Source organism: Cysteiniphilum sp. JM-1 (genome assembly GCF_008711525.1).
Lineage (GTDB): Bacteria > Pseudomonadota > Gammaproteobacteria > Francisellales > Francisellaceae > Caedibacter.
This window is the reverse complement of the sequence record NZ_VXKS01000003.1, coordinates 36,708-58,073: the sequence shown is the minus strand read 5'-3', so window position 1 is coordinate 58,073 and position 21,366 is coordinate 36,708. Positions and strand designations below refer to the sequence as shown.

Below are 21,366 nucleotides of genomic sequence, written 5' to 3'. Positions count from 1 at the left end.
GTAAGTTAACGATGATTGTTATCAACAAAGAGCTTATTATAAAGTTTTGTAAGAAGCATGCACGTGCTAAGAAAAGTTTTGATCCGCTTCTTAAAATCTTAGAAACTAATGACTTCAGTGGGTTTAGACACCTGACTGAAACATTTAAAACAGCAGATTATGTTTACCATGTTTTTACCATTTTTGACGTAGTAGGACATAATTATCGCATGGTAACGATTGTTGATTATGATTTTGCGGTGATTGATGTGCGCCATATATGGACGCATGAAGAGTATAACAAAAAGCAAAGCATACTCAAAAAAGAGGCAAAGAAGCATGCTAACGATAAATGATATTAGTAAATCTTGGGTTTTATTAATGCCATATTTAGAGGCATACAAAACAAAGAAACAATATGAGGCATCAAAGCAATTATTGCGCGAACTCATGAGCTTACCAACTGGTGAGAGAACAGTCGAGATCCAATCTTTTGCCAAAACGTTAGCCAAGCAAGTCGCTTATTATGAACAGAAGCATTTAGCTGCAGATAATAGTGCTGAGGCTAAAGATATCCTAGCCTACTTGATAAAAGCAAATGGCTTAACTCAGAAAGATTTGCCTGAGATTGGTTCACAGTCACTGGTGTCTAAGATTCTAAATGGTGAAAGAGAATTAACACTCGAGCATATCAAAGCGTTATCCAAGCGTTTTAATGTTTCCATTAATACATGGTTTTAAGACCTTTCTAGTAGAGTATTCCATTTTTATAGGGGGCGGTAAACAACATCCCCGTACCCTGAGCGCAGTCGAAGGGTGTTTCCCTAAGAAAGGCTTCGACTACGCTCAGCCAACAGTTGCAATGATGGCTTCGACTAAGCTCAGCCAACGACTAAATAATGAAAGTAAGTGGTGATGTGGATATTACCCTATTTTACTTGGTTGATTATGTATTGAGTTAACATCGGTACAGGGCGTCCAGTGGCAGTGGCTTTTTCAAAGCCTTTCATTGCAGATCCCGCAACATCTAGATGTGCCCAAGTGTATTTTTCAGTGAATTTTGATAGGAATAATGCAGCGGTAATGCTCCCCGCCGCAGGTCCCCCGATATTATAAACATCTGCAATCTCACTTTTTAACTGCTCATGATACGCCTGATGCAAAGGCATATGCCATGCGTGATCATGACTTTCTTCAGCGGCAAGCTTGATATCATTAACTAAGGCGTCGTTATTGCCAAATAGCCCTGTAATGTCGCCACCAAGAGAGATGACCATGGCACCCGTTAAGGTCGCAATATCAATCACAACCTTAGGATCATAACGCTCTATATAAGTTAGCGTATCACACAATGCCAAACGACCCTCGGCATCGGTATTACCGATCTCAACCGTAATGCCTTTCATGCTGGTCAAGACATCACCTGGGCGATAAGAATCACCATCAATAGAATTTTCAACCAAGGCAACCGCACCGATGATATTAATTGGTAGGTTAAGCTCAACGATTGCCTTTATGGTGCCAAAGACAGCGGCAGCGCCACCCATATCCATCTTCATGCTACCCATGCTTTGCCATGGTTTTAAGCATAGACCACCTGTGTCATAGACTAAACCTTTGCCAACTAACACGATTGGTTTGTCATCTTTGTTACCAGCACGGTATTCCATGCAAGCAATATAGCTTGGCATGCTAGAACCACGTCCTACAGCCGTGATGCAACCCATGCCAAGTTTATGCATTTCATCTTCGCCAATATAATGTAATGTGCCATGCTCGCTACTATCCATTAACTTTTTGGCTTCATTTAATAAATAGTCAGTTGTGCAGATATTTGCTGGGAAGTTTTTTAGATCCTTGGCATAGTTTTGCCCGTGCGCTACTGCTTGTGCAATGTGGATCTCATTAGCTACCTCGCTAGCTGATTGGGTAACAATATCAACTTGCTTTAGTTTGAAGGTTTCTTTCTCAGACTTTAATTGATCAAAGACATAAGCAGCATTGATGAGTGCTTCAACAAATGTGCGGATATGATTATCACCAATCAATTTAGTGTCTACAGCAAAACGATCAATGTTTAATGATTTTAAATGCTTATATAGAGCGCCAACAGCTTTTCTTAGCGCGTTGGTATTTAATTTGTCCTTTTCACCTAAGCCAACGGCAAGATAGTTTTTGCCATTATCTACGCTAAAATAGGTATTTGCGACTTTGGCCTTAAAAAGTCCTTGCGTCAGTGCAGTTTGAATGGTGGTGATTGTGCTGTTGTCGTTATCAAAAACAAATACGATTTCAGTCTGTAATGGGCTTTGTGTCAGTGCATTAATTTGCATAATATCCCTCATGATTTTAGATTACAAATTCAGAGGTTGCAGTGTCGCATAGATACAAAGCGATTTGCAAGTTGCTATCAGCAGATTAGAACTCGTAACTGACACCAAATGTATACGCATCAGCAAAAGGTTGCTCACCGCGGTTATATAAAAAGTAACGACTACTTTGGAAAAATATATTAAAACCTAGGATCTGATAGCCCATGCCAATGGCAACAGCTGGGCGCCATAGTGTATTAGGAAATACATTTTCATCAACGCCTGAGATGTGGTTATAAGCATAACCTGCTTTGGCAGTAAGGTTTAAACCCAGTGGCAGACTCAGATTTGCTGTAGCATAAAACGGAATCGTCATTAAATCACCGGTTTGATTATTAAGCTTAACCGTGCTGTTGAGGTAGTTTAGCTCTGTTTCAACGCCAAGTTTTAATAGCGGGAAAACAGAAAACTGATAACCAACAAGAAAACCTGTGGTGACATTGTTGTCGGCATTTAACTCACTTGATGAGTGACTAACACCGCCTTGGGCACCGACATAAAGTCCAGCATAAGCCGAACTTGCAGCAATCATGCTAGCTAGTGTAAGGGAGGCTAATATTTTTTTCATAAGTTTAAATCCTTGTTATTAGATACTGTAGCCAGTGGAGGATACGTTACTATTTGAACCAATCCAATCGGTGTGGAAAAACTCACCGCGCGCTTTATCCAAACGCTCATAGGTATGCGCACCGAAGTAGTCGCGTTGTGCTTGCAATAGATTTGCCGGTAAGCGTCCAGTGGTAAAACCATCAAAGAAGCCTAAGCTTGAAGTCAATGCAGGCATAGCAACACCAGCTTCAATGCCCTTGGCAACAATGCGTCGAACACTTGGAAGTGCTTTACTAATAATCTCTTTAAAATAATTATCAAACAGTAAGTTTTGCAGTTGGGCATTTTTGTTAAATGCCGTTTTGATCTTATCTAAAAATACGCTGCGGATAATGCAACCTTCGCGCCACATCAGCGCAATATCACCATAATTTAAATCCCAGTGATAATGCTTAGATGCTTCTTGCATGAGCATATAACCTTGTGCATAAGAGATGATTTTGGCAAATAAAAGAGACTGTTGTAAATCATGCAATAACGCATCAGAAACGGTAAGTTTTTCATATGATTTCTTGCCATAAATAGCTTCAGCTTCAACACGAATATCTTTTTGTGCAGAGATGCAGCGTGCGAAAACGCTCTCAGCAATCAATGTTAGTGGAATGCCTAAATCAAGTGCATTAATCCCTGTCCATTTGCCTGTGCCTTTTTGACCGGCGGTATCTAATATGCGATCAATAACATAGCCTTCAGCATCTTTGAATTTCAGAATGTTGGCAGTGATTTCAATTAAATAACTATCTAGTTCGGTTTTATTCCATCGCTCAAAGATTTCACTTAATTGCTTATTATCTAAACCTAACAGATCTTTCATAAATTGATACGCTTCACAAATAAGCTGCATATCACCATATTCGATACCATTGTGAACCATTTTGACAAAGTGCCCAGCGCCACCGTTGCCAACCCACTCGCAGCATGCTTCACCAGTGGGTGTTTTAGCAGCAATCGCTTGGAAAATAGGTTTGACTGCATCCCATGCTTCAGGCATGCCACCAGGCATCATTGACGGTCCGAAGCGCGCGCCTTCCTCGCCACCTGAAACTCCAGTGCCAATAAAGTATATGCCTTTCGCTTTAAGCGCATGCGTGCGACGTTCGCTATCGGTGAAATTGGAGTTACCTCCATCAATAATGATGTCACCTTTATTTAGATGTGGTACTAAAGCATCGATAAACTGATCAACAACGTCACCGGCTTTGACCATTAGCATGATTTTGCGTGGGACTTTTAATTTGGAAACCATATCTTCAATCGAGTAGGCTCCAATGATGTTTGTGCCTTTGGCATTGCCATTCAAAAACTCATCGACTTTGCTCGTGGTACGGTTGTAAGCAACGACATGAAAGCCATGATCATTCATATTTAAAATTAGATTTTGCCCCATTACCGCAAGACCAATAACGGCAATATCTCCCTTTTGTTGCATCGCTTGCATCAAAACGCTCCTAAACTCATTTTGCATTTTGTGAGCATTTTAAAACTTTAGACAGGCAAGATAAAGGCTTTTATTGGGGGTGAAAAAAGGTAACAGGATTTAAGTAAAAGAAGTTTTTTGAATTGACGTATGTGCTAACCTTTTTAGTGACACACAAAAAAAGGATACACCGCGATAATGTGATCAGGTGTTGTCGTTAAGGTAATAATTCGTGCGTGAGAACGATCTTGGGCAGTGATGCCTTGCTCTTGGAAAATGACTTTTAAGCTTTGACTTTTATGGCGATAAAGAGGGCGGCAACGATCTCCTGCTTGACGTGGACGAATAATTAAATCATCTAATGAAAAGGTTGTTTGTTGTTGTTTATTGAGCCAATGCACTATATCCACGTCAGCAGTAGTTGCTAATGTTGGTGCTATATTGGCTTCAATAAGTAAATAACCGTTTACAATAGATAAATGACTTTCAGATAACGTATAGTGCCAATTATTTTGCATATTCTGGGCGCCAACGTGAATTTGTAATAACTGCGCTTGCGATGGGTAAAGGTTGTGTTTAGTTAACCACATTTTTAAAAGCTGCTTTTGCTGTAGTGATGAATAGGTTGTAAATTGTATTAGATCAAGATGATTATCCGTCGTGATCTTTGCTAAATGTGGGGCTAATAGCTCATGTATTAAACGATCAGCTTCAGCACATAATTCAGCACTTCGCGCTAATGTGGCATCGGCTTGCGGCAGAATCTCACGTAATTTTGGCATGATATTGTGACGAAGTGCGTTGCGTCTGAAGTCAGTGGATTGATTGCTTTCATCTTCAATCCAGGTTAGCTGATGGCGTTGACAATATGCAATAAGTTCGCTTTTTTTCAGATCTAAAAAAGGGCGAAGAAGCAAACCATTAGCAAAAAGTTTTTCTTTGGCAATGGCAGCAAGCCCTTTTACACCATTGCCACGAAGTGCTTGCAATAAAAAAGTTTCTGCTTGATCTTCGATATGATGGGCGGTAAGTAATAAACTATGAGGAGTTTGTTGCATCACAGACTCAAAAAATGCATAGCGTTTTGTGCGTGCCCAGTGTTCAATATTATTGCGTTTGGTGGGTGGTGCGAGTCGATGTGCAGTAAATTGGATGTTTAATTGAGCTGCTTCTATTTGACAAACATCAAGCCAGTGATCAGCGTTTTTGCTTAAGCCATGATGAATATGAATGGCATGGATATTAATATTACTCTTTAGCTGTGTCACCAAATGCAACAAGGCAGTTGAGTCGACGCCACCACTATAAGCAACATAAAGATGTTGAATATGTTGCTGTGTTATAACGTTATCAATGAGGGCAAGTGCTTGATGCATAGATTTTAGAATAATACACGTGAGCGAATTGTGCCATCGATGGCTTTGAGCTTTTGTAGTAAGGCGCGTGAGGTTTCTTCGCTACTATTGATATCAATAACAACATAACCAATATTGGCAAGGGTTCGCAAAAATTGACCCTCGACATTGATGTTATGATCAAAGAAAACACGGTTAATCGCACGCATCATTCCAGGTTTATTCTCATGGATATGCAAAATACGATGAACATTATCTTGTGTCGGTAGTGATAACTCAGGGAAGTTTACTGCTGAAATGGTTGAGCCATTGTCGCTATATTTTATGAGTTTATCCGCAACTTCAACGGCAATATTTTGTTGTGCCTCTAATGTGCTGCCACCAATGTGTGGTGTTAAGAATACATTATCAAGTCCGATAAGCTCACTTTCAAAAAGTTCACCATTACTTGATGGCTCTTTTGGGAACACATCAATTGCCGCACCTTTTAGATGTTTGGTTTTGATCGCTTGTGCTAAAGCATGAATATCAACCACGCTCCCGCGTGAAGCATTGATCAACACACTACCTTTTTTCATAAGCTTGAGCTCTTTGGCAGTAATCATGTTTTTAGTGGCTGGGGTATCAGGTACGTGTAGCGTCACAATATCAGCTTCATCAAGAAGAGTTGCTAGATTAACGGACGCTGTGGCATTACCTAATGGCAATTTATTTTCAATATCATGGAAAATAACCCTTAAGCCTAAGCTTTCAGCAAGGACGCTAACTTGTGAGCCAATATGACCATAACCAATAATACCTAATGTTTTGCCACGCACCTCATGTGCACCACTAGCTGATTTGATCCAGTTTTGGCGATGCATCTGCATATTTTTGTCAACAACATTGCGATAAAGCAAGATCATCTGACCAATGACAAGCTCAGCCACACTACGCGTATTGGAGAAAGGCGCATTAAAAACCGGGATACCAAGACTTTGCGCCGTTGTTAAATTCACCTGATTGGTGCCAATGCAAAAGCAACCAATAGCAATCAAATGCGGACAGGCTTTAAGGACAGTTTCAGTAAGTTGGGTACGTGAACGCACACCAACGATTTTAACACTTTGTAAAGCCTCAATAAGGGCATCATCATCCAAGGCATGCGTCAGTGAAGTGACATTACTATAACCTGCTTGGACAAAGGCGTTATATGCTTGGGCATGCACACCTTCAAGTAATAAAACTTTAATTGCACTGCGATCAAGAGAAGTGGTTTGTTCATTCATTAGACGGCTACCTGTGCTTTAATGGCTGGGTGACATTGATAATTAACGATTTCAAAGTCATCGAATTGATAATCAAAAACTGTTGGTGCCTTACGTTTGATCTGTAACGTTGGCAATGGCAGTGGTGTGCGTGTTAGCTGCTCATTAATCTGTTCGTGATGATTGCTATAAATATGACAATCACCTCCTGACCAGATAAAATCACCGGCCTCAAGGTCACACTCTTTGGCGACTATATGCGTTAACAGTGCATAAGAAGCAATGTTAAACGGCACGCCTAAAAAGGCATCGGCTGAGCGTTGAGTGAGCATGCACGACAACTTGCCATCAGCAACATAAAACTGAAAAAGCGTGTGACAAGGGGGTAATGCCGCTTTGCCCATCCTGACATTATCCTGTGGCGAGATCGACTCATCAGGCAATACACTGGGATTCCAACTATTAACGATAATTCGTCTTGAATCAGGGCGTGTTTTAATTAAGTTGACGGCTTCTTCGATTTGATCAATCACTTGACCGTCAGGTGTCTGCCAACTGCGCCATTGTTTGCCATAAATAGGACCAAGATCACCATCTTCAAGTGCCCAGTCATTCCAGATGCGCACGCCATTTTCGGCAAGATAACTATTGTTGGTGTCCCCCTTTAAGAACCATAGTAATTCGTGAATGACACTTTTGATATGAATTTTCTTGGTTGTAACTAATGGGAAACCTTCGCTTAAATCAAAACGCATTTGATAGCCAAAAACGCTTTGTGTGCCTGTGCCCGTGCGATCGGTCTTAGTGACACCATGTTCCTTGATGTGGCGCAAGAAATTAAGATATTGCTGCATTATTATCCTTTACCTTATCTTGTGTTTTTTGGGTAGTGATATATAACAAAATAATTAAGCCAACGACGATCATTGGGGTTGAAAGCAGTTGCCCCATAGTCATCCAGTTAAAGAGCATATAACCCATTTGTGGATCTGGCTGGCGGAAAAATTCAGCGATAAATCTAAATAAGCCGTACCATAATAAAAAGTTGGCAGAAACAAATAAGCGTGGACGCTGTTTTCTGGAGATAAACCATAAGATTAAGAATAAGACAATACCTTCAAGCGCGAACTCTAAAAGTTGCGAAGGGTAGCGCGGCAGCGGTCCACCATTAGGAAATACCATGCCAATTGATGAGTCGGTAACACGTCCCCATAACTCACCATTGATAAAATTACCTAAGCGTCCGGCACCTAAGCCAATCGGCACCATCGGCGCGATAAAATCTAAAATATCAAAAACATTGCATTTATATTTGCGGCAAAATAATGAAATAGCAAGGATGACACCGATTAAGCCGCCATGAAACGCCATGCCGCCATCCCAGACTTTGAAGATAATCCAAGGCGCATGAATAAAGTTACTAAAATCATAAAACAGCATATAACCAATGCGCCCACCGAGAATCACACCAAGGGCGGCGTAAAAAATCATGTCAGAGACTTGAGCTTTGGTAATTGGGCTATAAGGTTTCTTGCAGCGAAGGCTTGATAAAAACCAAGCGCCAGCGAAGCCAACTAAATACATGATGCCATACCAGTGCACTTTTATCGGACCAAGTGATAAAGCAACTGGATCAATGTTTGGATAAATAAGCATTTGTCTTATTGATAGATCAAAAGTATAGGCATTATATACCGCTGACAAACCATTTTATAGTGTTTCTGCCATTGAATTTATGAGCTTATTTAATAGTTTAAGCCATGCTGACATGGCTCTTGTTTTGATTGCTCGATTACGAAAAAATATGACTTATTTGGAGGTGATTAACTATATTTAAACACCAGCTTATCGTTTTTGACAGTAAGCTCAGCGCGACCGCCATTGGAAAGCTTACCAAAAAGGATTTCTTCAGCGAGTGGTTTTTTGATGGATTCCTGGATTAAGCGCGCCATTGGGCGTGCGCCCATTTTCTCATCATAACCATGCTCTGCTAACCAGTCTTTGGCTTTGTCATCAACCTCAAGAGAGACGCCGCGTTGATCAAGTTGTCCTTGCAGTTGTGCCAAGAATTTATCAACGACGGATTTAACATCTTCTTTAGATAGTGAAGCAAACTGAATAACAGCGTCTAAGCGGTTTCTAAACTCAGGTGTGAAGACGCGCTTAAGTGCATCCATGCTATCAGGCGCGCTATCTTGTTTAGCAAAACCTATTGAATTTTTCTGTGACTCAAAAGCGCCCGCGTTTGTTGTCATAATTAAAATAATATTTCTAAAATCAGCCTTGCGCCCGTTGTTATCTGTTAATGTCCCGTGATCCATAACTTGTAGTAACAAGTTATAAATATCAGGATGCGCCTTTTCAATCTCATCTAGGAGAACAACGGCATAAGGATGTTTAGTTACAGCTTCAGTTAACAAACCACCTTCTTCATAGCCGACATAACCAGGAGGCGAGCCGATTAAGCGCGATACGGTATGCCTTTCCATATATTCAGACATATCAAAGCGCAAAAGCTCAACACCGAGCAAGTTAGCAAGTTGTTGTGTTACTTCTGTTTTACCAACACCCGTGGGACCTGCAAACAAGAATGATCCCCAAGGTTTATTAGGGTCTCTTAATCCGGCTCTTGCTAATTTAATCGTATCAACCATGGCTTCAATCGCTTCATCTTGTCCATAGACCAGCATTTTGAGATCTTTACCAAGATTTGCCATTGAGCTTTTATCTGAAGCTGAAACCGTTTTGGCAGGGATGCGCGCCAAGCGGGCAACCATATTTTCAACATCAGTGACATTGATGAGTTTCTTTTTCTTAGCATTGCCACTGGTGCGTTGATAAGCACCCAGCTCATCAATAACATCGATTGCTTTATCAGGTAAAAAGCGCTCAGTAATATACTTGGCAGAGAGCTCAGCGGCAGCTTGTAATGCTGGCAAGGTATATTTGATATTGTGATGATCCTCGAAATAAGGCTTTAAGCCTTTTAAAATTTCAAATGTTTGATCAATCGTTGGTTCTTCGACATCGACTTTTTGGAAACGTCTGGCTAGCGCATGATCTTTTTCAAAGATCGTGCGATATTCTTGGTAAGTGGTGGATCCTACACATTTCAAGTCACCTGAAGCAAGCGCGGGTTTAATTAAATTTGAGGCATCCATGACACCTCCGGATGCAGCCCCCGCACCAACAATCGTGTGGATTTCATCGATAAATAAAATCGCACCTTCTTCTTCTTGAAGCTGTTTTAACACTTCTTTGAAGCGTTTTTCAAAATCACCACGGTATTTAGTGCCCGCAAGTAATGTTCCCATGTCAAGCGAGTAAATAACGCCATTTGCTAATACATCAGGCACTTGCTTATCAACAATTTTTTTAGCTAAGCCTTCGGCGATAGCTGTTTTACCAACGCCTGCTTCACCGACAAGTAAAGGATTGTTTTTACGACGGCGACATAACACTTGAGTGACGCGTTCGATTTCATAATCGCGCCCAATTAGGCGATCGATTTTACCGTCTTTAGCACGCTGATTAAGATTAATAGCATATAACTCAAGTGGCGTTTTTTCTTTTTGTTCTTCAGTTGGTGCATTAGAAATGGTTTGCTGAGTGCTTTGACTGGTATTGTTATTATTGGAAACACCATGTGAAAGATAATTTACCACATCTAAGCGAGTAACATTTTGCTGCTTAAGAAAGCTTACTGCTTGACTATCTTGTTCGCTGAAAATAGCGACCAATACATTCGAGCCTTGGACTTCACCGCGCCCTGAAGATTGCACATGAAACACTGCGCGCTGCAAAACACGCTGAAAGCCAAGCGTTGGCTGAGTATCTTTACCATCTTCGGTGATTTTTGGCGTGGATTGATCGATAAATGTATTTAAAACATTTTTAAGCTCAGGAAGGTTGGCTCCACACGCTTTTAATACTTTCTTTGCATCAGCATTATCGACCAACGCACTTAATAAGTGCTCAACAGTTAAATATTCATGTTTTAGGTCTCTTGCATGCTGAAATGCTTGATTTAATGTTTGTTCTAGTTCCTTACTTAGCATACGACACCTGCAATAGTTTTATAATCCTTATGTTTTATAATAGACGAATTGCAGGCACAAAAAAACTCGAAACTACTAAATCGAGTTTTATTTTAAGAAAAAATTAGTCAGGACGAATAAATGCGTTATGCCTTACTCGTTATAAGCATGAGTGGATGCCCAGCTTTTTGTGCAATTTCCATTGCTTTGCAAGCCATTGTTTCAGCTAAGTCCTTAGCGTATTTGCCACAAAGTGCTTTACCTTTGTAGTGGGCTTCCATTGTGACTTTCTCAGCCTTTTGAGCATGGAGTTTGAAAATGCTTTGCATTAGTTCAAGAACAAATTCCATGGGTGTAAAATCATCATTGAGAACATAGACGTTGCGCATCAGCGCACCACTTTGCTCAGTCATTGGCTGTTGAAAGGCGGTTTTTGTATGTTGAGTTAGTTCAATATCAAGATCTAACATGGTTAACTCCTTATGTTCAACAAAATCACCTGATTTGCATGTTGATGGATGGGTTAAATTTATTTTTATTCAATTGTTTCTTTAATTTGTTTGCTATGCAATCAAGTGGGCTCTCGGATCAAAACGCAAAAAGAACTGATCGCGTTTTAACCGCTGGCAGTATTACAGCAAAAAGTTTTTGAAAATGCAAGTGAATCTCTGGTTAATGTGCAACCAATTTTTATGATAGCGTGTAAAGGCTTATCTTTAGGTGGTTTTGAGATTTAACTATGAGTACTTCACTATGCTGCGATGTGTCATTTAGATAATTCACCAAAATAAGTTGCACCAGCTAGTACCCCTCCTCTTGCGGGAGAGGTCGTGCAGCTTAAGCTGCACGGGTGAGGGGTAAAACGCAACTTATTCTTGATTTATTACTTATTGGCTAACCAATCGCGAACCGGTAGAAAATCGCTATAGAGTTTCTCCTCTTGAGATCCTACTTGCGGGTGATAGTTATAAACCCATTTAACCAAAGGAGGCAAAGACATCAAAATGGATTCAGTGCGTCCTGAGGATTGCAAACCAAAATGGGTGCCGCGATCAATCACAAGATTAAATTCAACATAGCGCCCACGACGATAAAGCTGAAATTCGCGTTCACGTTCACCATAGGCAGTATCTTTACGTTTATCCAAAATTGGTGCATAGGCTTTGATATAGTGATCCCCCACAGATTGGGTGAATAAGAAGCATTTTTCAAAATCCCAATCATTCAAATAATCAAAGAATAATCCGCCAATGCCGCGGCATTCCTGTCTGTGTGGCAAATAAAAATACTCATCACATTGTTTTTTATGCGTGGCATAGGTGTCATCGCCAAAATCTTTACAAGCATTATATGCCATGGTATGCCAGTGGATGCAGTCTTCTTCAAAGCCGTAAAAAGGGGTTAAGTCAAAACCACCTCCAAACCACCAAAAAGGTGTTTGACCTTCTTTTTCAGCAATAAAAAAACGTACATTCATGTGTGAGGTTGGCGCGTAAGGATTTTGTGGATGAATAACTAATGACACACCCATTGCTTGAAAGGAAAATCCTGTCAGTTCAGGTTTCATGGCTAAAATGGCTTTAGGCAACTCATTGCCCTCAATATGTGAGAAATTTACCCCACCTTTTTCAATGACATTGCCATTTTCTAATACGCGTGTACGTCCGCCACCTTGACCATTTTGATATTGCCAGTTGTCTTCCTGAAAACGCTTGCCGTCAATTTTTTCTAATTTGGCACAAATATCATCTTGTAATGCCAAGAGATAATTTTTTACGCGTGTAATGTCGTTTGTTGTTACCATGATTTGATCTCACTTTGATAATGTTGTTCAAGATGTTTTCTCAATTTAACCAGTTGTCCATGAAAGAAATGTCCAACGTGATTTAATCGAATAAATGTCGCATCCACTGTGGTTTTTTGGATAAAAAACTCACTGACTGCCGTGTAACTTACTACTTCATCATCAATGCCTTGGATAAGACACCACGGCATTTTAGGCTCAGGTTGTTGCTCTAGTGGGAAGTTTACAACCGCAGGTGCGATGGTTAATAAAGAGTTAATGCTATTCTCATAATGCGCTGCTGCTTTATAAGCAATAGAACCACCAAAAGAAAAGCCAGCAAGGATGATTTGCTGATTTGGTTTTCTCTCAAGGATATTATTGATAACGGATAATGTGTCTTTAAGTTCACCGATGCCATCAGCATACTCACCTTGACTTTGTCCAACGCCACGGTAGTTAAAACGTACAACTTCAATGCCAAGGTTATTAAATGCTTTGGCAATGGTGGTGATGACTTTGTTGTTCATCGTGCCTTGAAATAAAGGGTGTGGGTGGCAAATAACTACAGTTATTGTAGGGTGTAGATTCTCTTTAGGTGTATCAACGACTGTTTCAATAACGCCTGACTCACCTTGAATAAAGAATTGTTGCATATTGAGTATGACGCTTAGCTAGTTATATTGAGATTAATTTTAACAAAGCAGGTTGCAAAGTGCTAAGGCTATTAGCAAAGGTTTTGAGGCTATGACCATATTTCTGCCCACTTTGATTTTGTAAACGTTGGCTGAGCGTAAGTCGAAGCCTCTATGAAATGTGATTTTCCCAAGCTTACCCACTTCGGCTGATGCTCAGCATACCGCTTCGACTTACGCTCAGGGTACGGTGAGCACTTATGGGTGAATATTTAGTTTTAGCCGGTTTTTATCTCTTTTGTTGTGATAAAGCATGCACCACTGGCAACAGCGCGTCTTTACTTCTACAATATGGTTTATATCTGATTGACATGGAGTTTCAATGTCCACTGAAATAAGACTAAACAGTAATCTGTTAATGGCATTAAGTGATATCGAGCGCTATATTCCTCCTATGAGTATAAGCACACAAATGTTGCCAAAAGAATATGCTCAAGTTCTTGTTACCGGTGCCAATGGTTACCTTGGTGTGCACTTAATTGATGAGTTGATGAGGCATACCAAGGCAGTGATTCATTGTGCGATTCGTGGTGATTCATACTTAGATGCTAAAGCAAAGCTTGATGCTAATCTTAAGAGATATGGATTTGATGCGCATATTGATCATCCACGGCTTAAGATAGTTATCGTTAATCTCGCTGAAACCAAGCTTGGCTTAAGTGATAATGATTGGGCGTCGTTAAGTACGAATCTTGATGCGATTTATCATAATGGTGCGTATGTTCACCATTTACAAAGCTATGAACGTATGGCGCCAACCAATGTCGGCAGCACGGCTGAGATTATTAAGTTAGCTTGCCATACTAAACCAAAGCGTATTCACTTTATTTCAACAAAATATGCAGCAATTAATTGCGTTTCAACCATTGCGCGTGAAGGTATGCCACCAATTGCGCCCATTCACCCTGATATAAGTTTTGGCTATACCGTCACTAAATGGGCAGCGGAATGGTTGCTGTGGAAGGCGCAAGAACGTGGTATTGCTGTTGATATTTATCGCTTAGGACAAATTACAGGGCAATCAACTACCGCAAAAAGTAATTATGAAAAGAATAATTTAACGCGCTTTATTCTAGGCTGTATTGAGATGGGGGTGGCACCTGATCTACACTCGCAACATGAGATGATTCCGGTGGATCAAGTGGCACAAAGTATTGTTGCTTTATCACAACTGCCGTATACACAAGCCAATGGTTGGAATATTGTTAATAACGTGCAAATAACTCATGGGGATATCTTTAAGGTTATTAATGATTTGGGTCATTCAGTTGAAGTTATCGCCTTAGATCAATGGCGCAGTAAGCTGAGAGAAATTGCTAAAAGCAATCCGCTTTTTCCATTGATCGATTATTATGATAATGAGGAAACAATCCCCTTTGTCACCACAGAAAATAGCAAAACGATGAGCACTTTAAAGCGCTTGGGTGTTAATATTACCGAGGATTATCATGCGTTATTTGCAAGGTATTTAGATTATTGGCAGTCATTAGAGTTCTCGAGTTTACTACGTTAACCTCCACTTTAAGTAGCTATGTGATGAATCAAGCATAAGTTGAATCCGCTAGTACCTCTCCCCTTGAGGGAGAGGTCGTGTAGCTTAAACTACACGGGTGAGGGGTGAACTCAACTTATTTTTGATTCATTACTATTGTTAGGTGCTGACAAACGATAGATTTAATTTTAGATAAATGGACTAAAGGTAATTATATGTTTCAAGGCGATTTTTCATTAGTACAGTTGGCGTCATTTTTGGCAGTTGCTAAACACATGAGCTTTACTAAGGCAGCTGACGCTTTGGGGATTACAAAATCTGCGATTAGTCAGAATATCAAACAGTTAGAGTCATTGGCAAAGGCAGATTTGCTGATACGCACAACACGCAAGGTTGAGCTCACACGAGAAGGTCATAAGCTATTAATGCAATGTCAGCGCTTGGAAAGTGAATGGTTTGGCATTGGGCAGTTGATTAATAGCTTTGATGAGCACCCAGAAGGCGTGCTGTGCATTAGTAGTAATTATTATTTCGTTGAGGAAAGTTTGGCACCCATTATCAAACGTTATTTACAGCTATACCCAAGTATGGAAGTTAAGCTGATTGTTGAGGAACGTATGCCGGAGTTATATCAGGAAAACATTGATATTGTGTTTGGGGTTAACTGGACGCCACCGGATGATGTGGTTGCTTATCGTTTAAATAGTACAGACTATGTTTTGTGCGCCTCATCTGAGTATTTGGAGCGTAAAGGATTGCCTAAAAACATTTCGCAATTAATGTCGCATGATTTTATAGCACACAGTGGGCGTGATGCGATCATATTAGGTGATTCACAATTGAATGCACAGTGTCAGTCGCGCTTAAGTGTTAATAGTATTAGCTGCATGAAACGATTTGCCATAGAAGGGTTAGGTATTATCCAAGCGCATCGTTATATGCTCGCCGATGAGTTAAAAAGTGGTGCTTTAGTTGAGATTAGGATACCGGATTTTATGTCGCCTCAGGTTAATATCAATATGTACTATCAAAAACAGCAATATGTTCAGCCAAAGATTAAAACCTTTGTTGAGCTGGTTAAGGAAATGATCTAGCTAAAATGGCCTAAAATATGCCGCCAGACTTTAAAATGTTTTGTGATGGGTATAACATGCAGGGCATGGATTTTTCAATAAATAAAGAGTAACTATGTCAATGCGTCGTCATTCATTTTTAGACCAATGTTTAGGTGAGCTTCAACACTTTGTAAAGTCTGTTGTTTTGCCTGCAAAAAATCCAATGTCAGTGACGCCCGCTCATGATATGAATGAGCCAGAACTTGACGCGACTGAGTCAAAACATGTGGCAGGACTCATGCGTGTTGATCACACTGGTGAGATCTGTGCGCAGGCGCTCTACCGAGGGCAGGCATTTGTCGCGAAAGAGCATGAAACACGTACGCATTTACATCATGCGGCAGAGGAAGAATATAATCATTTGTCGTGGTGCGAAACGCGCTTAAATGATTTGGATGCGAAAAAGAGTTTACTTAATCCCTTATGGTATGTTGGCTCCTTTTCTATCGGTGCTGTCGCTGGGCTCATTAGTGATAAAGTAAGCTATGGTTTTGTGATTGAAACTGAAAAACAGGTGATGCGTCATTTAGAAGCACATTTAAATGAATTACCCGTTCAGGATGAGAAGTCACGTGTGATTTTGATGCAAATGTATAAGGATGAGCAGTCACATGCCGATGAAGCAGCCCTTGCCGGCGGTGTTGAATTTCCACTGTGGGCGAAGTTGATTATGAAAGCTCAGTCAAAAGTTATGACCACCTTGGCGTATCGTATTTAGAACAGAGGATACGCCAATGTCTTAGGCGATCAATGATGCTCTTTAGGGTTTAAAATATATTTCTCTTTTAGCTCTTGCTTTAACACTTTACCTACGGGATTCTTAGGTAACTCATCCAAGAACATAATGTCTTTTGGTGTTTTGTAATGCGCGAGACGCGTATAACAGAACTCGGTAATCTCTTTGGCAGTAACTGATTGGTTATCCTCAAGCACCACAAAGGCAAATGGTTTCTCACCACTTGAGTGCGATGGCGCGCCGACAACAGCAACATCTTTGACTGCGGGAATTTGCAAAATAGTATTTTCAATTTCTTTGGGAAAAACGTTAAAGCCAGAGACGATGAGCATATTTTTCGAGCGCCCTGAAATCGTTAAGCGTCCCATGTCATCCAAGAATCCAATGTCTCCCGTTTTAAGCCAACCATCACCAGTAAAATGCTCTTTGGTGACTTTGTCTAAGTGCCAGAAACCTGGGGATTGTTGCGGACCTTTGACCCAGATTTCACCATTTTCATTGGCAGGTAAATCATTGCCGCCATCGTCACGAATCGAGACATCCGTGCTTGGTAGAGGGTAACCCACGGTGCCATTAAATACATCATCATCAAAACGGTTGATGGTAACTGCAGGTGACATTTCAGATAGACCATATGCCTCGTGAATGGTAACACCTGTCACTGCTTTCCAATCATCCGCAATGCGTTTAACCGTCGACATGCCGCCACTTAATGTATATTTGAAGTGTGGGAAAGTTGATTGGCGGAAGGTGTCATTGTGTAAAAGGGCAGCATATAAAGTATTAATACTGTTAAAAATAGTAAATGGCGTTTTTTGCATGGTTTTAACTAATGACTTAATATCACGTGGATTAGGGATAAGTATATGTTTAGAACCAGCAAGGTAGAAGGTGAAAAAATTAGCGGTCAGTGCAAAGATGTGATAGAGCGGCAGTGCGCCAATAAGTATTTGTTTATCCAGTTCGACTTGATTACCAATCCAAAGCCATACTTGTTGAATGTTAGCAACAATATTACGATGTAATAATATGGTGCCTTTAGGCTTGCCGGTGGTGCCACTAGAGTATTGTAAACATGCCATATCATCACATGAAATTTTAACACTTGCTTCATCAAAACTACGGTGGTAGTGGAGAGCCGTGCTTAATTTATGAAACTGAGATTGATCGTGTTTGCTTTTCATGCCCTTAAGATAGGTTGCAACAAAATGAATAATCTGTTTTTTAGGGAAATCGTATAAGTCGACAAGATCTGTTGCGATCATGTGTCTAACCTGCGGGAAATCTTTCTTAGCCTCTTGTACTAAGTGGGCAAATGTGCTTAATACAAAAATACCGGTAGCACCTGAGTCCTCCATGATTTCTTTGATTTCATGTGCGGTGTATAGTGGATTGATGTTAACAAAACTTGCGCCTATTTTTAGAATGCTGATAAGAACAATTGGAAATTGTAATAGGTTTGGTAGCATGATTGCGATTTTATCACCTTGCTTAAAACCGAGCTCATAATGCAGGAATGCCGCGACTTTATTGCTGTAATGATCAACTTGTTGATAGGTGATATCATGGTCATGGCAGGAAAGTGCCACGTTATTTGGAAATTTTAATGCCGCTTGCTTTAGCATTGAGGTTAATGTTTCAGTTGAAACTGGAATTTCGCTAGGGACGTCATTTGGGTAGTGTTTAATCCATGGTTTTTCTGACATAGTGTCTTCTCTCCGTTTTTATCAAAAGTCAAAAAAGCTAAATAAGTAAATATACCAAAAATAAGCTTAACCACATTCTAGACGTCTATCTTGCATGTTGTAAATAAATTCACTGCGAATTGCATTAATTATGTTGCTTTGCAATATTATTTGCATGATTTAGGGAATATTTTGGTTGCTGTCGCTTAATTTTTTACAAAATCGCTGTTATATTGCTAGATAAATGAAGAAGGACTAACTGATTTAAGGAAGGCTTTGCTGCATTAGGAGAAGCATCATTATTGAGGGTGTTTGCGGCAAAGAGTAGTTAGGGTTGACCTTTAGAGTGCTGGATTAAGTAAGTTAAGATTAAGGAAACGCGCATGATCAAGAAAATCTATAAATCAAGTAAAAAATCAATGCCACCTATTTCGGTAACTGAGCAAGTTGCCTTAGATGCAGGGGACTGTTGGTATGAAAAGCAAGTCTTCCAAGGTTTGCCAGACTTTGATGAGTTGCATCGTTTGCAGAAGTTTCAGCTAAATGAAGAAGAACAATCTTTCTTAGATAATGAAACCACTATGCTTTGCTCAATGATTGATGATTGGCAGGTGACACATGTTGATCGTGATCTACCGGTTGCTGTATGGGATTTTATTCGTGAAAAAGGTTTTTTTGGATTGGTCATTCGCAAGGAATATGGCGGTAAAGGATTCTCAGCTGCCGCACATTCTGAGATTGTGATGAAGATCGCAACCAAAAGTGTTTCGGCTGCAGTAACTGTGATGGTGCCTAATTCATTAGGTCCTGGTGAGTTATTGCATCACTATGGCACGGATGAGCAAAAAGATATGTTCTTGCCAAAATTAGCAGCAGGTATTGATATTCCTTGTTTTGCATTAACTGGACCCACGGCGGGTTCAGATGCTACCTCACTACCAGATAAAGGTATTGTTTGCAAGGGTGAGTATAATGGGCGTGAGGTCTTGGGTATTCGATTAGAGAATATCAACAAGCGTTATATTACCTTAGCACCTATTGCTACCTTAGTTGGCTTGGCATTTCAACTACATGATCCTGATCAACTATTAGAAGATATAGGTAAAGAGGGTATTACCTGTGCACTATTGCCGCATGATCACCCAGGACTTGAAATTGGTAATCGTGCCTATCCGTTATCACAAGCTTTTATGAATGGCACTATTCGAGGCAAAGATTTATTTATCCCAATAGATTGGATTATTGGTGGGCAAAAAATGGCAGGCGAGGGTTGGCGTATGTTGGTTGAGTGCTTATCGATTGGGCGGGCGATATCACTACCTGCGTGTGGCACAGCCAATACGTTATTATCAAGTGTGATGACCTCAGCCTATAGTATGGTCAGAGAGCAATTCAAATCACCAATTGGTTATTTTGAAGGTGTTGAAGAGAAAATTGCACAAATGGGTGGTCTTGCCTATCTTGCCAATGCCACAAGACAGTTTACTGTGGCAGCGGTTGATGCGGGTATTAAGCCCTCGGTAGCATCAGCTATTTCCAAATATCACTTAACTGAAATGGGTCGAAACGTCCTTAATCATGCGATGGATATTCACGCCGGACGTGCTGTGATTATGGGCCCAAATAATTATTTAGCACGAGGCTATCAAGCAACTCCAGTGGGCATCACGGTTGAGGGTGCTAATATCATGACGCGTAACTTAATGATCTTTGGACAGGGTGCAATGCGTTGTCATCCATATGTGCGTGATGAGTCTGAAAGCTTGATGAATAAAGATGAAAAGGAAGGTTTTGAGCAATTCTCGAAATTGATGAAAAAGCACATCAGTTATATGATTAAAAATACAGCACGCACATTCTGGTATGGCGTTACCTGTGGTGCGACAGCAAAAGGTTATTCATCTAAGTTCAATAAATATTACAAGCGCATTACCCGCTTAAGTACGGTATATGCCTGTGTCAATGATATTGCACTGGTAACTTTAGGTGGCGCACTTAAACGTAAAGAGCGGTTATCGGCGCGTTTAGGTGATGTGATGAGTTACTTATATATGGCGTGTGCGGTATTGAAATATTATAAAGATAATGGCGAGGTTGCCGCTGATGATGTATTTGTTAGCTGGAGCTTGCAGCATTGTCTATATGAAGCGCAAAATGCATTGTATGAAATTTTTGCCAACTTTCCGAATAAGGCGTTGGCAGGCACATTGCGTTTTATGGCATTTCCTTATGGTAAACCATTTAAAAAGCCAGATGATCGTTTGGATCATAAACTGGCGCAAGCGTTATTGAAAGATGAGAAAACACGTCAACGCATGAAATCAATGTGTTATGTGCCTGAGGATGACAAGGATCCAGTAGGGCGTGTTGAGCTTGCTTATCAAGCAGTGCTTGCTGCAATCCCTGTGCAAAAGAAAATCAAAGAGGCAATTAAAGCTGGCACGATACCAAAAGCCAGTTGGAGTAATTCGATTGATAAGGCGCGTCAGCATAATGTCATTAGTGATGATGAGGTGACGTTACTTAAAGATGTGATGAAGCGTGTTAATGACGTGATTCAAACGGATGAGTTTTCACCTTATGCCTTGGGACCTAAAAATGCGCATCCAGAGTGGCGTGAAGCCTATGAAGCAATGCATAAAATGTCCGATAAATCTGAAAAATTAAAGACAACAGCTGAGAGCATATAATAGTTTATGGGTAATAATGGATATTCGGGTCAAGCCCGAATATGACGACTCATTGTCATTCTCGGACTTGATCCGAGAATCCAAAGGACACCTGATAATATTTGCAAAGCTACTTGAAAGACATATAAAAGATAAGAAAGTCAAAATAAGGAGA

At 40.4% G+C, this 21,366-nt stretch carries 18 protein-coding genes; 6 read left to right on the top strand and 12 right to left on the bottom strand.

Annotated features, from left to right (window positions below; translation table 11 throughout):
• The first annotated feature begins 11 nt into the window (after positions 1 to 11).
• On the top strand, positions 12 to 335 hold the full coding sequence (locus F3D68_RS01695; protein ID WP_151192805.1) for a type II toxin-antitoxin system HigB family toxin: 324 nt from the start codon (positions 12 to 14) through the stop codon (positions 333 to 335).
• Positions 319 to 720 (top strand): type II toxin-antitoxin system HigA family antitoxin, encoded by a 402-nt coding sequence (locus F3D68_RS01690; RefSeq protein WP_191092660.1) that lies wholly within the window; start codon positions 319 to 321, stop codon positions 718 to 720. The genes F3D68_RS01695 and F3D68_RS01690 overlap by 17 nt, the downstream gene beginning before the upstream one ends.
• 188 nt (positions 721 to 908) lie before the next feature.
• Here F3D68_RS01690 and F3D68_RS01685 read toward each other — a convergent pair whose 3' ends face one another.
• The 11 genes from F3D68_RS01685 to F3D68_RS01635 form a co-directional block, all read right to left on the bottom strand.
• Positions 909 to 2,312 carry a leucyl aminopeptidase gene (locus F3D68_RS01685; protein WP_151192803.1) on the bottom strand — a complete coding sequence of 468 codons (1,404 nt, stop codon included), beginning with the start codon at positions 2,310 to 2,312 and terminating at the stop codon, positions 909 to 911.
• An 85-nt stretch (positions 2,313 to 2,397) separates the two neighbouring features.
• On the bottom strand, positions 2,398 to 2,919 hold the full coding sequence (locus F3D68_RS01680) for an outer membrane beta-barrel protein (RefSeq protein ID WP_151192802.1): 522 nt from the start codon (positions 2,917 to 2,919) through the stop codon (positions 2,398 to 2,400).
• A gap of 18 nt (positions 2,920 to 2,937) precedes the next feature.
• The gene (gnd, locus tag F3D68_RS01675; protein ID WP_224728204.1) at positions 2,938 to 4,398 is read right to left on the bottom strand and encodes a decarboxylating NADP(+)-dependent phosphogluconate dehydrogenase; all 1,461 of its coding nucleotides are present in this window, start codon (positions 4,396 to 4,398) and stop codon (positions 2,938 to 2,940) included.
• A 143-nt stretch (positions 4,399 to 4,541) separates the two neighbouring features.
• Complete coding sequence (gene tilS, locus F3D68_RS01670; RefSeq protein ID WP_151192800.1) at positions 4,542 to 5,753, bottom strand: tRNA lysidine(34) synthetase TilS; 1,212 nt, start codon at positions 5,751 to 5,753, stop codon at positions 4,542 to 4,544.
• Positions 5,754 to 5,758: 5 nt separating this feature from the next.
• Positions 5,759 to 7,000 carry a phosphoglycerate dehydrogenase gene (gene serA, locus F3D68_RS01665; RefSeq protein WP_151192799.1) on the bottom strand — a complete coding sequence of 414 codons (1,242 nt, stop codon included), beginning with the start codon at positions 6,998 to 7,000 and terminating at the stop codon, positions 5,759 to 5,761.
• Positions 7,000 to 7,833, bottom strand: coding sequence for a thymidylate synthase (locus F3D68_RS01660; protein WP_151192798.1), 834 nt, complete (start codon positions 7,831 to 7,833; stop codon positions 7,000 to 7,002). The genes serA and F3D68_RS01660 overlap by 1 nt, the downstream gene beginning before the upstream one ends.
• Positions 7,817 to 8,635, bottom strand: coding sequence for a prolipoprotein diacylglyceryl transferase (lgt, locus tag F3D68_RS01655; protein WP_151192888.1), 819 nt, complete (start codon positions 8,633 to 8,635; stop codon positions 7,817 to 7,819). The genes F3D68_RS01660 and lgt overlap by 17 nt, the downstream gene beginning before the upstream one ends.
• 167 nt (positions 8,636 to 8,802) lie before the next feature.
• Positions 8,803 to 11,037 (bottom strand): ATP-dependent Clp protease ATP-binding subunit ClpA, encoded by a 2,235-nt coding sequence (clpA, locus tag F3D68_RS01650; RefSeq protein WP_151192797.1) that lies wholly within the window; start codon positions 11,035 to 11,037, stop codon positions 8,803 to 8,805.
• A gap of 125 nt (positions 11,038 to 11,162) precedes the next feature.
• Complete coding sequence (locus F3D68_RS01645; protein ID WP_151192796.1) at positions 11,163 to 11,486, bottom strand: ATP-dependent Clp protease adaptor ClpS; 324 nt, start codon at positions 11,484 to 11,486, stop codon at positions 11,163 to 11,165.
• Positions 11,487 to 11,899: 413 nt separating this feature from the next.
• Positions 11,900 to 12,820 carry an oxygen-dependent coproporphyrinogen oxidase gene (gene hemF, locus F3D68_RS01640; RefSeq protein ID WP_151192795.1) on the bottom strand — a complete coding sequence of 307 codons (921 nt, stop codon included), beginning with the start codon at positions 12,818 to 12,820 and terminating at the stop codon, positions 11,900 to 11,902.
• Entirely contained in the window at positions 12,814 to 13,455 is a 642-nt protein-coding gene (locus F3D68_RS01635) for an alpha/beta hydrolase (protein WP_151192794.1), read from the bottom strand. The genes hemF and F3D68_RS01635 overlap by 7 nt, the downstream gene beginning before the upstream one ends.
• Positions 13,456 to 13,816: 361 nt before the next feature.
• Here F3D68_RS01635 and F3D68_RS01630 point away from each other — a divergent pair, with 361 nt between their 5' ends.
• From F3D68_RS01630 to coq7, 3 genes are all read left to right on the top strand, one after another.
• The gene (locus F3D68_RS01630) at positions 13,817 to 15,007 is read left to right on the top strand and encodes a thioester reductase domain-containing protein (protein WP_151192793.1); all 1,191 of its coding nucleotides are present in this window, start codon (positions 13,817 to 13,819) and stop codon (positions 15,005 to 15,007) included.
• Between the two features lie 194 nt (positions 15,008 to 15,201).
• Positions 15,202 to 16,080, top strand: a complete 879-nt coding sequence (locus F3D68_RS01625) for a LysR family transcriptional regulator (RefSeq protein ID WP_151192792.1) — start codon at positions 15,202 to 15,204, stop codon at positions 16,078 to 16,080.
• Between the two features lie 100 nt (positions 16,081 to 16,180).
• Positions 16,181 to 16,819 carry a 2-polyprenyl-3-methyl-6-methoxy-1,4-benzoquinone monooxygenase gene (gene coq7, locus F3D68_RS01620; RefSeq protein WP_151192887.1) on the top strand — a complete coding sequence of 213 codons (639 nt, stop codon included), beginning with the start codon at positions 16,181 to 16,183 and terminating at the stop codon, positions 16,817 to 16,819.
• A 29-nt stretch (positions 16,820 to 16,848) separates the two neighbouring features.
• On the opposite strand, the gene F3D68_RS01615 is transcribed toward coq7, so the two are convergent.
• The gene (locus F3D68_RS01615) at positions 16,849 to 18,543 is read right to left on the bottom strand and encodes a long-chain-fatty-acid--CoA ligase (protein ID WP_151192791.1); all 1,695 of its coding nucleotides are present in this window, start codon (positions 18,541 to 18,543) and stop codon (positions 16,849 to 16,851) included.
• A gap of 362 nt (positions 18,544 to 18,905) precedes the next feature.
• Here F3D68_RS01615 and F3D68_RS01610 point away from each other — a divergent pair, with 362 nt between their 5' ends.
• Positions 18,906 to 21,212 (top strand): acyl-CoA dehydrogenase, encoded by a 2,307-nt coding sequence (locus tag F3D68_RS01610; RefSeq protein WP_151192790.1) that lies wholly within the window; start codon positions 18,906 to 18,908, stop codon positions 21,210 to 21,212.
• The last annotated feature ends 154 nt before the right edge of the window (positions 21,213 to 21,366 follow it).

What these genes read in the sequence shown, in the direction of transcription:
- F3D68_RS01610 (WP_151192790.1), top strand. Translation starts at nt 18,906, where the DNA reads ATGATCAAGAAAATCTATAAATCAAGTAAAAAATCAATGCCACCTATT.
- F3D68_RS01685 (WP_151192803.1), bottom strand. Translation starts at nt 2,312, where the DNA reads ATGCAAATTAATGCACTGACACAAAGCCCATTACAGACTGAAATCGTA.
- coq7 (WP_151192887.1), top strand. Translation starts at nt 16,181, where the DNA reads ATGCGTCGTCATTCATTTTTAGACCAATGTTTAGGTGAGCTTCAACAC.
- serA (WP_151192799.1), bottom strand. Translation starts at nt 7,000, where the DNA reads ATGAATGAACAAACCACTTCTCTTGATCGCAGTGCAATTAAAGTTTTA.
- lgt (WP_151192888.1), bottom strand. Translation starts at nt 8,635, where the DNA reads ATGCTTATTTATCCAAACATTGATCCAGTTGCTTTATCACTTGGTCCG.
- tilS (WP_151192800.1), bottom strand. Translation starts at nt 5,753, where the DNA reads ATGCATCAAGCACTTGCCCTCATTGATAACGTTATAACACAGCAACAT.
- F3D68_RS01695 (WP_151192805.1), top strand. Translation starts at nt 12, where the DNA reads ATGATTGTTATCAACAAAGAGCTTATTATAAAGTTTTGTAAGAAGCAT.
- clpA (WP_151192797.1), bottom strand. Translation starts at nt 11,037, where the DNA reads ATGCTAAGTAAGGAACTAGAACAAACATTAAATCAAGCATTTCAGCAT.
- F3D68_RS01690 (WP_191092660.1), top strand. Translation starts at nt 319, where the DNA reads ATGCTAACGATAAATGATATTAGTAAATCTTGGGTTTTATTAATGCCA.
- F3D68_RS01680 (WP_151192802.1), bottom strand. Translation starts at nt 2,919, where the DNA reads ATGAAAAAAATATTAGCCTCCCTTACACTAGCTAGCATGATTGCTGCA.
- F3D68_RS01635 (WP_151192794.1), bottom strand. Translation starts at nt 13,455, where the DNA reads ATGCAACAATTCTTTATTCAAGGTGAGTCAGGCGTTATTGAAACAGTC.
- hemF (WP_151192795.1), bottom strand. Translation starts at nt 12,820, where the DNA reads ATGGTAACAACAAACGACATTACACGCGTAAAAAATTATCTCTTGGCA.
- F3D68_RS01625 (WP_151192792.1), top strand. Translation starts at nt 15,202, where the DNA reads ATGTTTCAAGGCGATTTTTCATTAGTACAGTTGGCGTCATTTTTGGCA.
- F3D68_RS01630 (WP_151192793.1), top strand. Translation starts at nt 13,817, where the DNA reads ATGTCCACTGAAATAAGACTAAACAGTAATCTGTTAATGGCATTAAGT.
- F3D68_RS01660 (WP_151192798.1), bottom strand. Translation starts at nt 7,833, where the DNA reads ATGCAGCAATATCTTAATTTCTTGCGCCACATCAAGGAACATGGTGTC.
- gnd (WP_224728204.1), bottom strand. Translation starts at nt 4,398, where the DNA reads ATGCAAGCGATGCAACAAAAGGGAGATATTGCCGTTATTGGTCTTGCG.
- F3D68_RS01645 (WP_151192796.1), bottom strand. Translation starts at nt 11,486, where the DNA reads ATGTTAGATCTTGATATTGAACTAACTCAACATACAAAAACCGCCTTT.
- F3D68_RS01615 (WP_151192791.1), bottom strand. Translation starts at nt 18,543, where the DNA reads ATGTCAGAAAAACCATGGATTAAACACTACCCAAATGACGTCCCTAGC.